Origin of the sequence: Phytohabitans aurantiacus, assembly GCF_027923225.1 — a bacterium.
In the GTDB taxonomy this organism is placed as follows: Bacteria; Actinomycetota; Actinomycetes; order Mycobacteriales; family Micromonosporaceae; genus Phytohabitans; species Phytohabitans aurantiacus.
In genome coordinates, this window is sequence record NZ_BSDI01000001.1 from 181,758 (window position 1) to 198,504 (window position 16,747).

Annotated in this window: 23 protein-coding genes and 1 pseudogene; 3 read left to right on the forward strand and 21 right to left on the reverse strand. The window is 71.2% G+C overall.

Features of this window, described 5'->3' with window-relative positions:
- Positions 1-51: 51 nt before the first annotated feature.
- From QMG73_RS00900 to QMG73_RS01000, 21 genes and pseudogenes are all read right to left on the reverse strand, one after another.
- On the reverse strand, positions 52-684 hold the full coding sequence (locus tag QMG73_RS00900; RefSeq protein WP_281891749.1) for a hypothetical protein: 633 nt from the start codon (positions 682-684) through the stop codon (positions 52-54).
- A gap of 49 nt (positions 685-733) precedes the next feature.
- Entirely contained in the window at positions 734-1,501 is a 768-nt protein-coding gene (locus QMG73_RS00905) for a VG15 protein (protein WP_281891750.1), read from the reverse strand.
- Positions 1,485-2,915 (reverse strand): phage portal protein, encoded by a 1,431-nt coding sequence (locus QMG73_RS00910; protein WP_281891751.1) that lies wholly within the window; start codon positions 2,913-2,915, stop codon positions 1,485-1,487. Before QMG73_RS00910 ends, QMG73_RS00905 begins: the two co-directional genes overlap by 17 nt.
- On the reverse strand, positions 2,915-4,672 hold the full coding sequence (locus QMG73_RS00915; protein WP_281891752.1) for a terminase: 1,758 nt from the start codon (positions 4,670-4,672) through the stop codon (positions 2,915-2,917). Before QMG73_RS00915 ends, QMG73_RS00910 begins: the two co-directional genes overlap by 1 nt.
- On the reverse strand, positions 4,656-5,117 hold the full coding sequence (locus tag QMG73_RS00920; RefSeq protein WP_281891753.1) for a phage terminase small subunit: 462 nt from the start codon (positions 5,115-5,117) through the stop codon (positions 4,656-4,658). Before QMG73_RS00920 ends, QMG73_RS00915 begins: the two co-directional genes overlap by 17 nt.
- 135 nt (positions 5,118-5,252) lie before the next feature.
- Positions 5,253-5,558, reverse strand: a complete 306-nt coding sequence (locus QMG73_RS00925) for an HNH endonuclease (RefSeq protein ID WP_281891754.1) — start codon at positions 5,556-5,558, stop codon at positions 5,253-5,255.
- A 141-nt stretch (positions 5,559-5,699) separates the two neighbouring features.
- On the reverse strand, positions 5,700-6,032 hold the full coding sequence (locus tag QMG73_RS00930) for a DUF6221 family protein (protein WP_281891755.1): 333 nt from the start codon (positions 6,030-6,032) through the stop codon (positions 5,700-5,702).
- A complete protein-coding gene (locus QMG73_RS00935; protein ID WP_281891757.1) occupies positions 6,029-7,222 on the reverse strand; it encodes a hypothetical protein in 1,194 nt (397 codons plus the stop codon). The genes QMG73_RS00930 and QMG73_RS00935 overlap by 4 nt, the downstream gene beginning before the upstream one ends.
- The gene (locus QMG73_RS00940) at positions 7,219-7,374 is read right to left on the reverse strand and encodes a hypothetical protein (protein WP_281891758.1); all 156 of its coding nucleotides are present in this window, start codon (positions 7,372-7,374) and stop codon (positions 7,219-7,221) included. Before QMG73_RS00940 ends, QMG73_RS00935 begins: the two co-directional genes overlap by 4 nt.
- On the reverse strand, positions 7,371-8,534 hold the full coding sequence (locus QMG73_RS00945) for an HNH endonuclease (protein WP_281891760.1): 1,164 nt from the start codon (positions 8,532-8,534) through the stop codon (positions 7,371-7,373). Before QMG73_RS00945 ends, QMG73_RS00940 begins: the two co-directional genes overlap by 4 nt.
- A 155-nt stretch (positions 8,535-8,689) precedes the next feature.
- A complete protein-coding gene (locus QMG73_RS00950; RefSeq protein WP_281891761.1) occupies positions 8,690-9,082 on the reverse strand; it encodes an LPXTG cell wall anchor domain-containing protein in 393 nt (130 codons plus the stop codon).
- Complete coding sequence (locus tag QMG73_RS00955; protein ID WP_281891762.1) at positions 9,079-9,447, reverse strand: hypothetical protein; 369 nt, start codon at positions 9,445-9,447, stop codon at positions 9,079-9,081. Before QMG73_RS00955 ends, QMG73_RS00950 begins: the two co-directional genes overlap by 4 nt.
- A 20-nt stretch (positions 9,448-9,467) precedes the next feature.
- Entirely contained in the window at positions 9,468-9,707 is a 240-nt protein-coding gene (locus QMG73_RS00960; RefSeq protein WP_281891764.1) for a hypothetical protein, read from the reverse strand.
- Between the two features lie 3 nt (positions 9,708-9,710).
- Positions 9,711-10,619: a hypothetical protein gene (locus QMG73_RS00965; RefSeq protein WP_281891765.1), complete on the reverse strand. Its 909-nt coding sequence runs from the start codon at positions 10,617-10,619 to the stop codon at positions 9,711-9,713.
- 5 nt (positions 10,620-10,624) lie between these two features.
- Positions 10,625-11,104: a DUF6011 domain-containing protein gene (locus QMG73_RS00970; RefSeq protein ID WP_281891767.1), complete on the reverse strand. Its 480-nt coding sequence runs from the start codon at positions 11,102-11,104 to the stop codon at positions 10,625-10,627.
- Between the two features lie 5 nt (positions 11,105-11,109).
- A complete protein-coding gene (locus QMG73_RS00975) occupies positions 11,110-11,373 on the reverse strand; it encodes a hypothetical protein (protein ID WP_281891768.1) in 264 nt (87 codons plus the stop codon).
- On the reverse strand, positions 11,366-11,701 hold the full coding sequence (locus QMG73_RS00980) for a hypothetical protein (protein ID WP_281891769.1): 336 nt from the start codon (positions 11,699-11,701) through the stop codon (positions 11,366-11,368). Before QMG73_RS00980 ends, QMG73_RS00975 begins: the two co-directional genes overlap by 8 nt.
- A pseudogene (locus QMG73_RS00985) lies at positions 11,692-12,261 on the reverse strand (sigma-70 family RNA polymerase sigma factor); the annotation flags it as partial. The gene QMG73_RS00980 and the pseudogene QMG73_RS00985, both read right to left, overlap by 10 nt.
- A gap of 178 nt (positions 12,262-12,439) precedes the next feature.
- Positions 12,440-13,267 (reverse strand): hypothetical protein, encoded by an 828-nt coding sequence (locus QMG73_RS00990; protein WP_281891770.1) that lies wholly within the window; start codon positions 13,265-13,267, stop codon positions 12,440-12,442.
- Positions 13,264-13,593 carry a hypothetical protein gene (locus tag QMG73_RS00995; RefSeq protein WP_281891771.1) on the reverse strand — a complete coding sequence of 110 codons (330 nt, stop codon included), beginning with the start codon at positions 13,591-13,593 and terminating at the stop codon, positions 13,264-13,266. The genes QMG73_RS00990 and QMG73_RS00995 overlap by 4 nt, the downstream gene beginning before the upstream one ends.
- A 144-nt stretch (positions 13,594-13,737) precedes the next feature.
- Positions 13,738-14,016, reverse strand: a complete 279-nt coding sequence (locus QMG73_RS01000; RefSeq protein WP_281891772.1) for a helix-turn-helix domain-containing protein — start codon at positions 14,014-14,016, stop codon at positions 13,738-13,740.
- 207 nt (positions 14,017-14,223) lie between these two features.
- Here QMG73_RS01000 and QMG73_RS01005 point away from each other — a divergent pair, with 207 nt between their 5' ends.
- From QMG73_RS01005 to QMG73_RS01015, 3 genes are all read left to right on the forward strand, one after another.
- Positions 14,224-14,649 carry a transcriptional regulator gene (locus QMG73_RS01005; protein WP_281891774.1) on the forward strand — a complete coding sequence of 142 codons (426 nt, stop codon included), beginning with the start codon at positions 14,224-14,226 and terminating at the stop codon, positions 14,647-14,649.
- A 141-nt stretch (positions 14,650-14,790) separates the two neighbouring features.
- A complete protein-coding gene (locus tag QMG73_RS01010; protein WP_281891776.1) occupies positions 14,791-15,240 on the forward strand; it encodes a hypothetical protein in 450 nt (149 codons plus the stop codon).
- Positions 15,241-15,268: 28 nt separating this feature from the next.
- Complete coding sequence (locus tag QMG73_RS01015; protein WP_281891777.1) at positions 15,269-16,705, forward strand: tyrosine-type recombinase/integrase; 1,437 nt, start codon at positions 15,269-15,271, stop codon at positions 16,703-16,705.
- The last annotated feature ends 42 nt before the right edge of the window (positions 16,706-16,747 follow it).

Consider the following 16,747-nt stretch of genomic DNA (forward strand, 5'->3'; position numbering starts at 1 on the left):
TCACTCCACTTCGTACAAAGGTCCACACAGCGCTGTGCCATGGGACGCGGGTCAGAAATCGTTCGCGAGGATCGCGTCGGCCAGCTGCGCCGGCGTCTTGTCGCCGGTCGGACTGGCGCCGGCGGCCGGTACCGCACCGGCGGTCAGCTTCTCCTTCGGCCGCCCGGACGGCGGCAGCTCGCGGCGGGTCTCGCCGCTCTCACTGCCCTTGCCGTCACCGGCACCCGTGGTGCTGCCGGTGCCGCTGGCGGCGTCGCCGGCCTTCCCCTCGCCCGCCTTGCCGTCACCGTCGGTGCCGTCGCCGTTCGTGCCGTCCTTGTCGGCCGGCTTGAACGCGGTCAGCAGCTCGTCGGCGTCGGAGAGCAGCTCCTCGCGGGTGTTGCCCTGAAGGCGTCGGGCCTGCGCCGCGGTGAGCTTCTTCTCCGCGGCCACGTCCGAGATGAGGGCCTGGCGCTCCGCCTTGGCGGCGCGCTCCTCCATCGCGGCCAGCTTCTCCATCACCTTGTCCATGTCGGACTTGGTGGCGTCGCTGCTGGCCCTGAGCTTGTCCAGCTCGGTGTGGTTCGCCTTGGCCTGCTCCTCGTGCTTACGCGCGAGGGCCTTCCACTTCTCGGCCTCGGCTTCCCAGTCCTTGCCGCCCGTGCCGGCCGGCGCGTTCTGGGTGTTCTTTTCGTCATCCGCCATCGCGGTTTTCCCCTTGTCGGGATTGGCCAGCCCCTGTCGGGCCGGTGGTCTACTGCGGCTGCCCGGCGCCGGCCAGGTGCCGGCGGAACGCGTTCAGCGCGTCGTTGGACGTGCCGCGGTGCAGCTCGTCGGCCTCCTTGGCCTCGCGCTGCGCGGTCTCCCACTGCTTCGCGAACCGCTGGTTAGCGGCCAGCTCCCGCGAGCCGGTGTAGAACGGCTCAGCGGTGCACGCGCAGTGGTCGTGCGCCTGAAACCTCGCGGAGCGCTGGCTCTTGAACGTCGGGCCTCGGCTGGCGACCATGGCGCAGAACGCGCACGGCGTGCCCGAGGTGGCGCGCTGCCAGCCGCGGGCCTGCCGATCGGCGCGCACCGAGTCGACAATCGTGTTCCGGCCGCCACCGAGCACCATGGACACTGCCGACCCGGACGCGCGCACGAATCCGTTGCGGGCGGCCGCCTGCAAGCTTTGCCCAGCACGGCGGGCGTTGAGCGCACCCATGAGTCCGGACGCGCGCAGCCGGTCACGGACCAGCTCGCTCGCCGGCGTGGCCGCGATCCGTGGTGTGGCGGTGCCGGGGATGCCCTCGACGAGCCGGAACCGCTCGAAGTAGGCAGCGGACAGACCGGCTGAGTCGCCGTGCCGGGTCCGGATCAGGACGTCGGCGGCCGCGGCGAATCGGGCGAACGACGCGCTCAGGTCGGTCGCGTCGAAGGTGGCCCACAGCCGGGTCATGTCGCGCAGCACATCCGCGCGGAGCACGAGCTGGGCGTGCCGGTGCTGACGGGTCAGCGTGGCGCCCTCAGCCGTTATCGCCATCGTCCGGGTCGACTTCGGGGTCCGGGCCGCCGACGGCCTGCCGGTCCAGCATTCCGGTCAGCTGTGCCAAGGCGTCGCCCTGTGCGGCCGCGGCCTTCCACCGGCGGATGTCCTGCTGGGTGGCGCCCGGGATGCGGTCCCACAGCTCCTGCTGCGGTACGCCGAGCATCTGCGCGAGCTTGCCCAGCCCGTCGACGATCGCGCCGAACGCCCGCGCCGAGGTGTCGCGCCAGACCATCTGCGCGTCGTCCGGGATGTCGATGCCCATGAGCGAGCCGACCGCCTCGAACGTCTGCTCGTGCGACTCGCCCAAGCCGGTCTTGCGCTCGTCGACCTTCCTGTCCCGGCCGGCCTCCGCCGCCGCTAGGGCCTCGGCGGAGAGGTTGACCAGCTCGCCGACCAGCTCGTGCACCGGCGTCTGGCTCAGGGTCGCCGCGTACTTCAGGGCGGCCTCACGCGACTTGAGGAACCCGTCCAGGGTGGTCTCGTTGAACTCGCCCAGCTGCACATCGTCGGGCATCTCGTCGAAGGTCCACAGCTGCGACGCCGCGGCCCTCATCCGCTGGTCCGCCTTCTCCGGCGTCCACCCGACGATCCACCGCTGCCGGAACGCGGAGTACCACTCCGCCGCCTTCAGCGAGAACGACGTCAGGTTGATCTGGTCCTGCAACGACATCAGCGGCGCGACCTGCCCGGCCACCACCCGGGTCTGGCTGCTCGCGAACCCGGCCAGCCCGGCGGACACCTCCGGTTCGGCCTCGTCCTCCAGGTCCAGGTCCTCAGCGTCCCGGTACCGGATCACCGGGCACACCGGCGCACCGGTGCGGTCGGTCACCCCGTGCAGCAGCGGCTCGCCGAGCAGCTCGAACCCGCGCTCGCCGGCATAGAACACGTATACCGACTCGGCGTCGTACATACGCCAGTCGCCGGCGGTCGGCCGCTTCTCCAACGCCATCACCGGCCAGTCCGGATCGGCGCCGTACACGGCGGTCAACTGCCGCGGCGACACCGGCCGGATCACCGGCACCGGCTCACCCGGCGTCACCACCGTGTACGCGGTGCCGTACGCGACCGTCGCCCGATGCAGACCGGCCTGCCGCTTGTTCATCCGGTTGCCCAGCCACGCCTGCCACACCGGCACGGTGACGTCGTCGCCGGTCTCCTCGTCGCGGGCCCGAATCCCGTCGACGAACAGCGCCTGAGTCAGCGCCTGGACCACGATGTCGATGACGTTGACCCGCGCGATCCGGGCCATCTCCCGCACCTCGGCCGGCGCGTCGGCGGGGATGATCGCGGGCAGGCGCTGCTTACCGGTCCAGTACCGGCGCAGCACGTCCAACTCCGTGCGCTCGCTGTGGTGCAGGTCGCGTAGCTCGTTGGCGCGCGCGACCGCGGCGGCGGCATCCAAGGGCATCAGAACACCGCCTTTCCTGAGCGCTTCTGGCGGACCTTGCCGCTGTTGAGCGCGATCCTTCGGCCCATCCGGGCACCGACCATGCACACCGCGAGGTCGACTAGCTTCGTCGAGTCGCGGGTGATCTTCCCGAGCGAGACACCCCACGGGTTCGGACGCCGGCGCGCGTTGTGTACGTGCATCCGCAGCCCGGCGTCGCCGTCGTGAGTCAGCGTGCGGTGCTCGTCGATGTCCTTGGCCGTCTGCCCGGCGGCCTCGGTGAACTGCTGGTTGCGCTGCACACCGCCGGTGGTGCGGATGCGCATGTCGTACAACACGCTGTGGCCCTTGGCGCCCGGGGTGGCCCACACCGGCAGCTTGCGATGGAAGTCGCGGTGCCAGCCGTCGATCGTCGGCATCCAGTACAGGTGCTCATCCTCGTCGTCGCGCGCCGGCGACGGGTCGACACCGAACCACACCACCCGGTACCGCTCGACGGCGGCACGCACCACCGCGTCGACCTCGTGCCGCGGCGCCAGCCAGCCTTTACCGCGCTCGCCGTGCGGCCGCTGCCACATCCCCAGCGTGAACACGTGCCCGTCCGACAGCCGGCACCCGACCAGCCCGGTCGCGTCGCTGCTCTTGGAACAGTCCAGGAACATCGCGACCTGCTCCTTGTCGCCGACCACGAACGCCGGCTTGGCCAGGTCGTCGAACACCCGCGGATCCACCCAGGCGTCCTCGGCCGTCGCCAACCCGTTGAGGTAGAACCGGATCGAGTCGGCCACGCTCGTCGACGGGTCGATCATCTCGTCGCCGAGTCGCTCCAGATCGGCCCACGGGGCGTCCATGTACGCGGCCCTCAGCCCGGCCATCCGGGACTCGTCGTCGTACAGGTCGGTGTTCGGCGGAGCCTCGATCGAGTCGTACAGGATGTCGCGCTTCTTGGCCTTTCCGGACACCTGTTTCTGCCACGCCTCGAAAGATCGCTCGGCTTCCGATTCGCTGCCCTGCTGGTGCGCATTTGTGAATTCACACAGCCTGGCCTGTAGATGGGCGGGCGACTTGCCGACGTTTCTCCGCGCCACCGCCGCGACTTTATGACCGCCCGATGATTCGGTCATGTGGTGCGACTCGTTTAGGCCCACGAATGTGGCCGGGTCACCCTCGGCGGTCTTTTCCGATGCGGTCAGGATCTCCATCCGGCCGCCGCCGGTGTCCTTCAACACGGTCCGCGTCTCGCCGCAGTCGATGCTGTAGAAGTCGCGCGTCTCCTGCGGTAGCAACGCGTTCGCGATCCGCATCATGTCCTTCGACTGCGCCTCGCTATTGCTCGCGATCTGGACCAGCGGCATCCGGTGCCGCTCACCGACCCACCGGCCATCGCGCTGGACCAAAAGCGTCGGGCCGACGAATTCGCAGTCACACATCGCCGCCCCGAACGGGTCTTTCCCCGTGCCTTTCGCACCGCGCTTTACCGCCCGCCGCCAAAGCCACCTTCCGGTAAGCGGATCGTAGGCGTACCACAAATGCAGAAAGCGACGCTGACCCGGCGTGAATCGCCACGGCTCACCGGTCAGGTAATGGATGAGACCTGGCTCGCCGGTCTGCTCGTAAGAACGCCACTCCGCCCAGGCGATGACCTGCGGGCCGATCGACGGCGGCAGGTCGGCCAGGTCGTCCGGCCACGGCAGCGTGCACCACGCGCCGGTACCCCGCCACTTGTCCCGGTAGTACCCGGGCAGCAGCTCGAAGTGCTGATCAACCGTAGAGGTCACGGTAATCGTCCAGCTGCACCACACCGGCCGGCTGCTCGCCGTCGCCCTGGCGCTCATTCTTCGGAGGCACGTACTGGATCCGCAGCGACCGCCGGGCGTCCACCGTGGTGCCCAGCTGGCGCTCGCGGATGCGGACCTCGGTCGCGCCGCGGCCGCCGGTCACCCACCGGGCGTGCACCTCGGCCGTGTCGATCGCGAACTGCCAGTCAGCCCGGGTCCATAGGCAGCAGTGCGGCATCGTCGACACGGTGTCCCACCAGCGGACCGTCGCGGCCGGCCACGTCGACCGCTTCCGCTCACCCTCGTCGGTCGTGATCCACCGCACCGGCAGGTCCGGACGCTCCCCGTCGTACGGGACGTCCTCCACCTCAACCCACTCGTGCGTCAATGCGTGCCGGTTGCGCCGCTCACCCTCCGGCTTCGGCCTGCGCCCAGGTACACCCACGCTGACCTCCGCATATTCAAGACGATCACAGGATTTCCGGTCAAGATTCACACAGTGGCTGAGGCGCTAACCCCCGCCGCCATCCTGTCCCCGGGGTGGGGGGCACCCCCCACCCTCCGCTGTCGCACGACTACGTCAGGTGATGCCTGGGTGGCGTGGTGCCGGCCGTCGACGACTCGGCCGCCGCGCGTTCGCCGCCGCCGCACCCTGCTGCCCCGTGCGGTGCGCGTGGCACGTGTGGCACACGCCGCGCAGGTTCCTGTCGCTGTGGTCGTTCGGGTCGCCGATGTGGTCGACCTCTTCGGACGCCGCACCCTGACACCTCGTGCGCAGCGTGCACTGTGGATCGCGGTGCAGGATGCGCTTGCGGATCTTCACCCAGCCACGAGGTAGGGGGACGGTGCGCCACTCCTGGGGGGAGGGCTTCACGGTTCGACGCATGACCACCTCCGCGTACCCCCTTGGATACGACGATGGCCCCCGCGCGTTGCGAGGGCCATCGTGGGCGTTCGTCCGGTAGGTGGGCACACTTCACCTGCTGGCACCCATCCTGAGATATCGGACGGATCAGGTCAAGTCGCGCTAGTCCGGCCGCGTGTCGCCCGCCTGCGGCCGCCACTCCTCGCGGTAGTCCAGATGCTCGGCGTACGGCAGGGCGAGAAGTCGCAAGAGCACGGTGCCGAGGTAGGGCTCGGCTACCAGATCGCGGGAGCCGACCCGGAACTCCCCATCAACCTGTTCATCCAGCCCGGTCGCCTCATCAACAACCTCGGCCAGGATGCGCCGCTTGGCGTCGACCTCGGCCAGGTGGAAATCCCAGTACCCTTGCTCGCCTTGATCGGCCAGGTGACGCCAGCGCTCCTCGTCCTCGTCGAGCCGGGCGCGTAGGAACTCGATCAGGTCCATGGTGCTCATGCTGCCCTCCGGTTGCGGCCCTTGGTGGTGCGGGCCAGGTGCTCGTCGACGTCCAGTAGCTGCTCGGCCCGGTACCACGAGATCGACCCGTCCCTCCATGGCGGATCGAGCCGCGGGAAGTCGGGGTTGGTCGCGCTGCGCCGGGCCCAGTCCCACAGGTTCTGCGGCTTGACGCCCAGCTGGGCACAGGCTCGCTCGCGGTCCCACCACAGCACGCCGTCGTTGTCGCGCTGGGCCCGGCCAACCCGGCGCGGTACGCGCCGTTCGGACCAGCCGCCGTGTCCGGCCGTCTCGGAGCCGACGCGGGCCTCCGGGCCGCGCCGGCGACGGTCGGCGGCCGCGATGGCATGCCACAGCCCGAACGGGCCGGCCAGCTCGCCGTACGACCACGCGTGACGCCGGCCCTCGTACCGGACGCGCTGGCGGCAGCCGCAGCCTTCGCCGGCGCAGCGGCAGGCGATGCTGATGCACGAGACGGTCCAGCGGCGGCGGGCCTGCTCGCGCACGGCGCCGTCGACCAGCTCCTGTTGGCTGCCGTAGTCCAGTTCCAGGGATCGGCGGCCGCATGCGGGGCACCGGTGGTCGACCGGGGCGACCGGGTCGCCGTCGACGTCCCGGGCGGCTCGTCGGGCGACTCGCAGGGCCCGCTGGAGCGCGACGTCGACGGCGGCCAGGGCGTCGACGTCGCGCACGTCGACGATCGCGCCGGCGGGGTCGCGCCACCAGATCACGCCGGCGACGGTGGCCACCCAGCACGGGCGCGGGCCGTCGATGAACTCCAGGGCATCCAGCACCGCGGCGGCGCCGGCGCGGCCGCCGACGTAGGACGCGTGCAGGAACCCGGCGACCAGGCGGGCGGTCTCCAGCACCATGCCGTGCACGGTGGCGCGGGCGTCGATCACGCCCAGGCGGGCGCCGGCCCGGGTCGCCGGCGACGCGTACGCCGAGGTCGGCGCGAACTGGCGGGCCCCGTACGGCAGGTTGACCGGCGGGGCGAGCCGGTCGACGCGTTCGGCTGCGGCGACCTCGTCGAGCCGGGCCCGCTGGTCGTCGGACAGCACCGGCATGGGCGCCGAGTCGCGGCCAGGTTCGACGAGCTCGTCGAGCCACCCCCACGCTGTGCGCAGGTCGATGATCGTGATCCGGATCTGCTCGACCACGTACGGCGCCGAGTCGATCAGCCCGCTCATGCCAGCCACGCCAGCACGGTCATGCCGACGACGAAGGCGATACACATCCCGGCGCCGGTGGCCATCCCGATGAGCAGGTGCACGAGCAGTGTCCGGGCCAAGGACCAGCTGGGTACCCGGACATGGACATCCAGGGTGATGGTCTTGGTCATGGGTCCTCCTGGGTAGGGCGATGTGCTCGACCACGGCGGCCTCTCCTGCGCCTGTTGCGGTTCGTCGTGGGCGGGCTCAGGGCAGGGCCTCCCGACCCGTCCCGATCCCGACCCGACCCGGTCAGGTCCGGCAGGCTGCCGATCTGCCGATTTCTGCCGGCTCCGGCAGGTTCGCCGCCTGGCGAGCGCTGTTGATCTTGGCTGGGTGCGAGCGTGGTCCGGCCGGCCGCCGGGTCGCCGGGCGCTGCGGGCGGTGTCGGGCTGGTGGCCCGGTCGCGGGGGTGCTGGGCGCGGTGTCCACCGGGCTGGCGGGTCGCGGCGGTGTTGCGTGCGCGGTGCTCGGCTGGCTGCCGGGTCGCGGTGGGCTTGCTGGGCGCGGTGTCCGCCGGGCTGGCGGGTCGCGTGGGCGGTGCGGGTAGAGCTGGTCGCGTGGTCCCGCTGGGTGCAGGGTCGCCGGGTGCTGGGGTCGCGTGGTCCGGCACGGTGCCGGGTCGCGGTGGTGTGGACATCGGAACGGTGATGCCGTGCTCGGCGAGCAGCGCAACCGTCAGCTCGCCGTAGAACGGGGTCGCCGGCGCGGGCAGCGCGGCGAACGCGTCCGGGTTGTCGCCGCGGGCGCTGTTGCAGCCGCCGCAGCACACCCGCAGGTCGTCAGGACCCCGGGCGGCCTTGCCGGGGTACACGTGGTCGTAGGTGCCGGCGCGGCTGCCGCGCCTGGCTTTCCAGTCGACGACGCGGCCGCAGTAGCGGCAGCCGTCGCCATCACGGAGCCTGACCGGGATGGTCAACGCTGGGTTGCCGTTGTCGCGTTTTCTAGTCCGCTCCCATTCCTTCTCGGCGCGTAGCCGGATGTTGAACAGGTGCTCGCTGTCGTCGATCAGCAACCAGCCGCCGCCGTCGACGCGGGTCCAGTAGCCGGCACGCCTTGCCTGCTCGGCGCGTAGCTGCCAGTTCTGTCCGGCCACAAAGGACACCGTGGCGTCCGAGATGACGTAGTCGGTGTCGTACTGGGCGGAGTGCAAGGCGCATCGGTTGACGAATCCGAATAGGAGGTTGGCCAGGTCCTCGCGGAACACGTCGCCGTCTTGTGCTGGCCACGCCAATGGGCTCAGCACCACCGGGTGGTTGCCGGCCGTGTCCGAGGACTTCAGCCACGTCACCGCACCACCCCCCTAATGATCAACATCTATGGTTCCCCCCGATACGCCGCGGCCCGGCCGCTCCCACGGAAGACGGCCGGGCCGGGCAGCTGCGCGCGGCTGGTGCTGGGCGGGAAGGGCCCGGCGGCAGGGAAGTCGCCGCCGGGCCCCAGTCGTCAGGCCACGTACCGCCGGCGGCGGCGTCCGATGGCAATCGCCAGCACGCCGATCAGGACCAGCACCGCGCCGAGCGTGCCGACCGCCCACACCGCCGTACCGGTCTGCGGCAGGTCGCTGCCACCGTCCGGCGGCGCCGTGCCCGTCGACGGGGACGCGGCCGGATCGGTGGCCGACGGCGTCGGGTCGACGCCCGCGGTCACGGTCGGCTCCACGGTGGCCGACGGCTCCGGCGACGCGCTGACGGTCGGCTCGGCCGACGCGGTCGCGGACGGCGAGCTGCTCGGGTCGCCGATGGGCTCCGTCGCTACGGCCGGTGCGGTCAGCGCCATCACCACGGCGGCCGCGAGCGCGACCATGACGAGCACGCCGGCCTGGATCTTGCGGATCAAGATGTCTCCTCGGATCGGGTTGCCCCCGCCGCAGACGCGGCCGGGGAGTCTGTAGGCGTGCCCCAGGTGTCGGCCTCGGCGAGCGCGAGCGCCTCCTGCGCGCGGGCCTCATCGAGGAGCCGGGCGCCGAGCTGGGTGAGCCGGTAGGCGCGGACGCCGTACTGGTCGGCCTGGTCCTCGTCGACCAGGTCGACCAGCTGCCACCGTTTGAAGGGCCGCAGCCGCTGAGTGGCTCGCCGGCGCATCACTGGCGGGCCTGGGTCGACCTCGAAGTCCGGTGCCGTGAACCGCGGATCGTGTTCGACGCGGCCCTGCTCGACCGCGACCAGCATGGTCACGTCGTCGGCGTTGAGCGTGATCTCCATTCGGGCACCTCCATCGGGTCTCATGCCGCGTCGGCCGTACGCCGCGGCGGCGGGTGTTTGACCGGCACCAGGTAGCGGCCGTCGATCGACTCGCACAGCCGCCGCCGGCGTGCTTCGGTCACCGCCGGGTCCTCCGCCACCCGGCGCAGCAACGCCGGCCGGTCCACGAGTACCGGGCGCGGCAGGTCGGGCAGCGGGGGCGGTCCGAACCGCTCGGCCAGCAGCGCGTCGAGCAGCTCCTGACGCGCGGCGCGGTCCATCGGTCACTGCCTTGCGGTGAGCCGGGCCAGCTGCGAAGGACGACCGGCCGGTGTAGCGCGCACGGCGTCCCAGTCGATCGCGGGATGCTCCGCGAGCACGTCCAGGTCAGCCTGCCGGTACAGGGCCACCTCGGGCCGGTCGCGGCGACGCTGCCACGGGCCCAGCACGTACGTGGTGGGCTTGAGCCACCCGGCCCGGATCAGGTGGTCCACATCGGACCGTCGCACCCGGAAGTAGGCGGCGACCCGGTCAGCGGTGTGGAGCCGGCCGCGCTCGATGGCCTTGTCGAGCGCGCTCCTGTCGTTGAACGTCTCCAGCGTGCGGCCGCAGTACAGCGGGTGGTCCTTGTACGTGCCAACGCATGGGAGCAGGTCCATGTTGGACAGCTCCAGCACCGCGCCGGTGTGCACGTCGACGCCGAAGCGTTCGGACAGCAGCTCGGCGGCGCGGACCGCGCCGACGTCGGGCACCGAACCGACCGCGGCACGGATCTCGCCGGCCCGCGCGGTGAGCGCGGCGACGGTCGCAGCCGACCAGCCGCGGGCCGCGTCCCGCGGTGGGATCAGCCCGGCGGCCAGCGCCCGGTCGAACTGGAAGACGTGCAGGCCCAGCTCGTCCTGAAGCTGCTGCGGCCCGTACCCGCCGGGCGGCCCGGCCGGTCCGGTCCGGGCGGCCTCGCCGGCGTCGGTGGTGCGCCACTCGACGCCGGCGTCGTCCTCCTCCACCCAGCCTGCGGCCTCCAGCTCGCGCACCCGCGCGGTCACCGTCTGCCGGGTCTGCCACTCCGTAGGCGCGTTCGGGAAAAGCAGGATGACGTCCAGCGCCGGCGCCGTGATGTCGGTGAGCACCTGCGCGTTCGCGATCGCGTCGAGCAACGCGCGGCGGGTCTTGGTCGGGTACAGCTCAGCCATGCTGATCACTCCTCGTCGTCGCGTTCGCCCAGGACCGCCCGGTCGCGCTCCCTGCCAGCCGCGGCGAGCAGCTCGCGGCGGGGATCGCGGGAGGTTCGTGGGGTCCGTGGGCGGCGGTGGATGCTGTTCTTGCGCGGCCGCTGGCACCACCGGCACGGCGCCGCCGGCTTGCCGGACCAATCGCGGGTCTCGTCGGCCGGGTCCGCCTCGTAGTCGTGCGGCGCCTTCGGGTCCGGACGTTCCGCCGGCGCGGCCGCAGCAGTCGTGTCGGTGGCCGCGTCGAGCGGCAAGGCGGTCTGGCCGGGCTGCGCCGCGACGAACGCGGCGCGGGGCAGCAGCGGAAGCGCCACGCCAGCGCGGGCAATCCGCAGCCGGCGCCGGCACTTCGGGCCGCGATGCAGCGCCTTGGACAGCGGGTCGCGCAACGGCTGCCCGCAATCCAGACACTCCACATCGGACACCCAAGGTCCCCGGCCGACCGCCATGACGCTCACCCCCGCCCGGTCGCCGGCCACGCGTACCGGTGCACCGGCGTCGCCCGCTGCGAATGCGCCGCCGGCCGGGCCAACTCGGCCAGCCGGAACGCATCGTCAGCCGCGGCGCCCGGCGGCCGGTGCCGGCCGGCGTACCCGCCGACGTCGACGAGCTGGGCACGCCGCCGGCGGCGCACGACCACCAGCACCGCCCAGCCGGTCACGTTCGCACCGATCAGCGCGGCCGCCGGCACCGCGAGCAGCGTCTGCACATCAACCACGCCAACCACCCGCCCGCTGCCGCAACTGGCGGTTGACGGCGGCCGCGGACACGCCGCGCTGGCCCGCCGCTGGCGGCTCCTGGTCGCCTATCACGTGGTGCCCGTCCGGCTGCCACCGCTCGGCCGTCAGCGTCGCCAGGTGCTGCACCGTCGACCGCCGATCCGGCGGCGCCGAGCGCACCGCCAGGTCGACCAGGTCGGCCAGGATTTGCGCGATGTTGGCGTCGTCGTCGCGGCGGCGGGCCCGCACCGCCAGGCCGACGGTCACGGCGCCGACCAACGCACCGGCCAGGGCCGCGATGACCGCGACCGTCACGTTCAGCACCACGGTGCCTCCTCGAAGCCGTCGGGCAGCAGCCGCGCCAGCGCGCGGAGCGCCCGGTACTGGAGGGCCTTGATCGCGCCCTCTTTCTTGCCCATCGCCGCCGCGGTCTCGGACACCGAGTAGCCGTCCAGGAAGCGCCGGACGATGCACTCCTGCTGCTCGGGGTTGAGCCGTGCGACGGCGTCCAGCAGGGTGAGGTTGGTGATGTGGTCGACCACGGCCGTCTCGGGTGAGCCCTCCGGGCCGCGGGCCTCCCGGTCGACGTCGAACATGTCGCCGGTGGTGACCTCCAGCCGGTACCGGGCCGACTTGAAGCGGTCCGCGACCAGGTTCCGGGCGATCGTCACGAACCAGGCGCCCGGGTCGCGGCCCTGCCAGGTGAAGGAGCCGATCCGGCGCAGGGCGCGCAGGAACGTGTCCTGCGTCAGGTCCTCTGCCACCTGCCGGTTCCCCCCGGTCCGGAAGTACACGAACCGGAACACGACGTCCTGATACCGGCTGTAGATCGTGCCGAACGCGTCCCGGTCGCCGGCCTGGGCCGCCACGATCAGCGCCCACACCTCGGCGTGCGCACCGGTCGGCTCGTCGACAGGTCCGGCCTGCACCGGCACCACCGACGGCGCCGCCACCGCGGCGGTCACCGGGCACCCGCCCGCACGCACAGGGCCAGGAACAGGGCCACGGCGATCAGGCCACCGGCCTCCGGCGCGGCCTCGCGCACCCCGGCGACGATCGCGGCGATCACGCGGCCACCGCCAACGCCCGGCCCGCGCGCTCCGGCCAAGCGAGGGACCCGATGTCGTCCGCGAGCGGCGCCGGCAGCAGACCGGCGACGTCGACCGTGCACCGCAAGTTCAGCGTCCAGGGGTGGTCCCGGCCGGCGCAGGTGACCCGGCGGACCACGCCGCGCTGCTTGCGGATCGTCGACCGCAGCGTGTCGGCGACGCCGAGCTGCGCTGCCCACGCGACGACGGCGGCCTCGTCGGGCAGGTCGACCTGCAGCACCCAACCGTCGGGCGACACGTCCACGTGCGCCGGCGGCGGGCACCCGGCCTCCAGCGCGCTAGTTACCGCCGCCCACCGGTCGACGCGCCGCTGCGCCTGGTCCTCGTCGACGAGCACCACCGCGGCGGCGCCGACCGGCTCCGGTACGGGTACCGGGCGCACGTACGCCGGCGCGACCGCGGCGACCGCCGCGAGCCGCTCGGCCGGGTCCGGCAGGTACTCCTCGCCCAGCCGCGTCAGGTCAGCCAGGTCGTCGACGGCGCCGGCCTGCTCGCCCTCGCCGCCGCCCGGGCCCTGCGGGTCCTGCGCGGTCAGGCGGACATGGATGTGCATCCACAGCACCCACGACGTCGCCCGCACACCGCCGTCAACGTGCTCGATCAGCACCTCCTCATCGGATGCGCCGAGCACGACCAGCCACCGCCGCAGGTCGCCGATCGACTCCAACTCCAGGTGCAGATGCGCATCGGCCGGCTCCGGAGCGAACCGGATGCCGCGCGGGGTCGGCTCGGCGAGCGCGATCGTCTTCAGCAGGGCGCGCCGGAACTCGCTGGGCAGCCTCATCGCGCACCGCCATCCCCGCGCCGGGCGCGCTTGCTCGCGGGTACCACGGTCACCTCGTACGGCACGCCCTCCGCGTGCCTGGAAGCCAGCAGCCGGAACCGCTCGGCCAGAATCTGGTCCGAGTCGCTCCACAGCTGGTCCGTCGTCATCAGGCCCAAGGGCTGCCCGTCACGGGTCGACATCGTGTAGAGGTGGCGCTCGATCGGCTGGACCGTGGCGCCGTAGGCCACGATCTGCAACATCAGCGAGCCGGTCACGTTGATGACCACCCCGTCCGGCGCGCCCTGGGGCAGCGTCACCGGCGGGTGATCAGTACCGTTGGTCATCGAAACCAAGTCCTTTCCTGGATCGGGTTCTCTGGCCCTCGCGCGGGTGCCACCGTCGCGAGGGCCGCTCTTAGTCGCTGTCCTTCGGACCAGGCCCAGCCGGACCGCTAGGTCCGGGACCGGCAGGGCCGGACGGGTGCGTCATCACGCCGCCGACGTAGCGGCCGCCAGCCGCTGCTCGGCCGCGTCGTCGCGGAGCTTCCTCGCGTAGATGTGCAGCGACTCCACGACGACGAGCCGGCGGCGCCCCTTGTTGACGCCCTCCAGGTCGCCGTCGTCCATGAGCCGATAGATCTCGCGCCGGCTCAGCGAGAGGGCCAGCGCTGCGTCATCGACGCTGACGAAGATCGCGGGCACCGCCGGCTGGCGGCGCGAGTCCTGAGTGCCACGTGCAGGACTGGATGTGTCTGGAGTGCCGTGCATGGCACCACAGTAGATCAGTGCCACGCGCGGCACCGCTCATACTTTCGGACAGTTTTTTGGATCACCTGATTGCCCTACCGTGTGGGCATGCGCGTACTAAGAATCGCTGGCACACGCAGACACGACACGACACATCCAGGGTGCCGCAGACGGGACTTATCCCGCCCACGGGACTCACGTCCCCCGTATGGCACCTACCGTCGTACCGTGCAAGCCCGGCCGTCACTCAAGGCACGTCAGGTCGCATTCAGTCGCTTCGTACGGCGGGCGCTCGACGACGCCTTGATGCATCGCGGCTGGAATCAGGTGACGGTTCTCGAAAAGACCGGCACCAAGAAGAGCACACTGCACCGCTGGTTGCGCGGCGACTGGACGGAGGACCCGAAAGCGGGTCAGGTGCTCGACTTCTGTGACGGCCTCGACATCCCGCCGGCGGCCGCGTTCCTGATCTTGTGGCCAGGCAAGCGCGACCGCTCGCCGATGCCAGGGCCGCCGCCGATGGACCCGGACGTCGAGCTGGTGCTGCGCCGCCTGGTCGACCCCAAGGTCACGGAGCAGGAGAAATACCACATCCGCGAGACTCTGCGGGCTCTGGCACGCCGTCCCGGGCCGCCGTCACAACGTGCCAGCTGATTCGGTGGATCAATACCACCCAAACGTCTGACCTCAGACAGTAACCACCACGGCTACCTTTCGTTACCTTCGACTTCACCCCAGCGGGGGCATACGCAGGGGCGACCCTTAGTCAGCAAGTCGCTAGGAGGCCGACCCAGCATGCTGTCTGAAACCATGCCCACTCAGGACATCCGAATCGACCGCCGCCGCGAGGACCGCCGCCAGATAGGGCTCGACGTCCTATTCGGACTCGTCGCTTTCTTGTGGTGCGGTGCGGCAATGATCGTCGCCCTGACGTGGGACTGGCACACAGCAGTACTCGCGAACGCAGCCTTGCTCTGCGCCGGCGTCGTTTCGGTCGTCACCGTGCAGCTCGCCGTCTCCTGGGCCTCACAGAGGCGGTGGCGGCGGCGGCACGACCGAGCAGAGCGGCAAGCGGAGCAGCGGCACCGCGAGCTGGCCAGAGGCTTGGCCGCACTTGCGGCACAGGTCGAGCAGCTCGGCACCACTACCGGCGCAAAGCGCTGGATGGACTGGGCGCAGGAAGTCGCGAGCCAGGAGTACGGCCAGGAGAACCTGGTGCCGTTCCCGGCGCGGCACGAAAGGTAGCTCTACCTCAAGATCCGAGGAGTAGAGCATGGGGCGACAACCCAACCGCAGACCCAAGATTCGCCCATACGGCGACCGCTGGCGTATCGACGTCACTGTCGGCACCAAGCCCGACGGGAGCCTTGACCGCCGAAAGCTGACCGGAAAGACTGCCGCCGCAGTGGCGGCCAAGTACGACGCGCTCGCGGAGCAACTCGGCCAGGGCCACGTGCCCGAGATCGGCACCGCACCGACAGTCGCTGAGTGGCTCCGGCACTGGCTCCAGAACATCGTCAAACCCAACCGCCGATACAAGACGTACGCGGCATACAAGCCGATCATCGAGACGCACCTGATTCCGCGCATCGGGCAATGGCGCCTGGCCGGAACGACGCGGCTAATCCAGCCCGAACACGTCGAGCAGGCGTACACCGACCTCCGTGAGGCGGGGATGGCTCCGGCCTACGTCCTCCAATGCCACAGGGTGCTGAGCCGGGCGCTGAAGGTCGCACACCGGCGCGGTCGCGCCGCCCGGAACGTCTGCGCCCTGATCGATGCTCCCGACGGCACCGCCAAGCGGATCAAGCCTCTCGACCTGGACGCAGTCAAGAAGGTCTTGATGGCCATCGTCAACGACCGCCTGGAGGCTCGCTGGCTGATCGCGCTCATGCTTGGCCTGCGACAGGGAGAGGTGCTCGGGCTTCGCTGGTCCCAGATTCATCTCGATGGGGAAGCGCCCTACCTGGAGCTGGAGAAACAGGCTCAGCGGCGTACCTGGCGGCACGGGTGCAAGGACCCGGCCGCCTGCGCGGCGCAGCGGTGCCGGCAGAAGCCCTGCCCGCGTCGCTGGGAGCATGGATGTGCCGACCCAGGTGTCTGCAAGGGGCGGCCACACTACTGCCCGCAGCGGCAGGTCCTGCCGGGCTGCTCGCGACACTCTCGGCCATGTCCGCCACTCTGCCCGCCAGGGTGCACTGACCACGCCCGTGGGTGCCCGGATCGCACCGGCGGCGGCATCGTCGATGTCGACCTCAAGACGGACAGCGTGCGGCCGCTCGCGCTCGATCCCATGCTGGTCGCCGCGCTGCGACGCCACCGCGATCAACAGGAATCGGAGCGACAGGACGCCGGCCCGGTCTGGGTCGAGCACGACCTGGTGTTCTGCCAGTCCACCGGCGCACGGCTCGACTCCCGCCAGGACCACGCCCTGTGGGAACAGGTGCTCGTGAACGCCGGCGTACCGGACGCGCGGCTGCACGCTGCCCGACACACCGCCGGAACCATGCTTGTGGCAACCGGGACAGACATCCGCGTTGTCCAGGAGATCCTCGGGCATGCGCGAATCACGACGACCCAGCGGTACGTCGACCCCAGCGAGGCAATGAAGCGGCAGGCAGTCGCGCGGCTGGGTGAGATGCTCGCATCGGGCGAGGTAGCCCTGACGCTACTGCGGCCATCTGGTGCGGCCGTCCCGGGACCGACGTGATCTCTTTCATCGAAAATAGGAGAACGCCCACCGGCGTTTCCG

Coding starts and splice junctions, on each gene's coding strand:
- QMG73_RS00990 (WP_281891770.1), bottom strand. CDS start 13,267: ATGAGGCTGCCCAGCGAGTTCCGGCGCGCCCTGCTGAAGACGATCGCG.
- QMG73_RS00910 (WP_281891751.1), bottom strand. CDS start 2,915: ATGCCCTTGGATGCCGCCGCCGCGGTCGCGCGCGCCAACGAGCTACGC.
- QMG73_RS00905 (WP_281891750.1), bottom strand. CDS start 1,501: ATGGCGATAACGGCTGAGGGCGCCACGCTGACCCGTCAGCACCGGCAC.
- QMG73_RS01000 (WP_281891772.1), bottom strand. CDS start 14,016: ATGCACGGCACTCCAGACACATCCAGTCCTGCACGTGGCACTCAGGAC.
- QMG73_RS00960 (WP_281891764.1), bottom strand. CDS start 9,707: ATGGACCGCGCCGCGCGTCAGGAGCTGCTCGACGCGCTGCTGGCCGAG.
- QMG73_RS00925 (WP_281891754.1), bottom strand. CDS start 5,558: ATGCGTCGAACCGTGAAGCCCTCCCCCCAGGAGTGGCGCACCGTCCCC.
- QMG73_RS01010 (WP_281891776.1), top strand. CDS start 14,791: ATGCTGTCTGAAACCATGCCCACTCAGGACATCCGAATCGACCGCCGC.
- QMG73_RS00970 (WP_281891767.1), bottom strand. CDS start 11,104: ATGGCGGTCGGCCGGGGACCTTGGGTGTCCGATGTGGAGTGTCTGGAT.
- QMG73_RS00995 (WP_281891771.1), bottom strand. CDS start 13,593: ATGACCAACGGTACTGATCACCCGCCGGTGACGCTGCCCCAGGGCGCG.
- QMG73_RS00940 (WP_281891758.1), bottom strand. CDS start 7,374: ATGACCAAGACCATCACCCTGGATGTCCATGTCCGGGTACCCAGCTGG.
- QMG73_RS01015 (WP_281891777.1), top strand. CDS start 15,269: ATGGGGCGACAACCCAACCGCAGACCCAAGATTCGCCCATACGGCGAC.
- QMG73_RS00935 (WP_281891757.1), bottom strand. CDS start 7,222: ATGAGCGGGCTGATCGACTCGGCGCCGTACGTGGTCGAGCAGATCCGG.
- QMG73_RS00955 (WP_281891762.1), bottom strand. CDS start 9,447: ATGGAGATCACGCTCAACGCCGACGACGTGACCATGCTGGTCGCGGTC.
- QMG73_RS00930 (WP_281891755.1), bottom strand. CDS start 6,032: ATGAGCACCATGGACCTGATCGAGTTCCTACGCGCCCGGCTCGACGAG.
- QMG73_RS00965 (WP_281891765.1), bottom strand. CDS start 10,619: ATGGCTGAGCTGTACCCGACCAAGACCCGCCGCGCGTTGCTCGACGCG.
- QMG73_RS00900 (WP_281891749.1), bottom strand. CDS start 684: ATGGCGGATGACGAAAAGAACACCCAGAACGCGCCGGCCGGCACGGGC.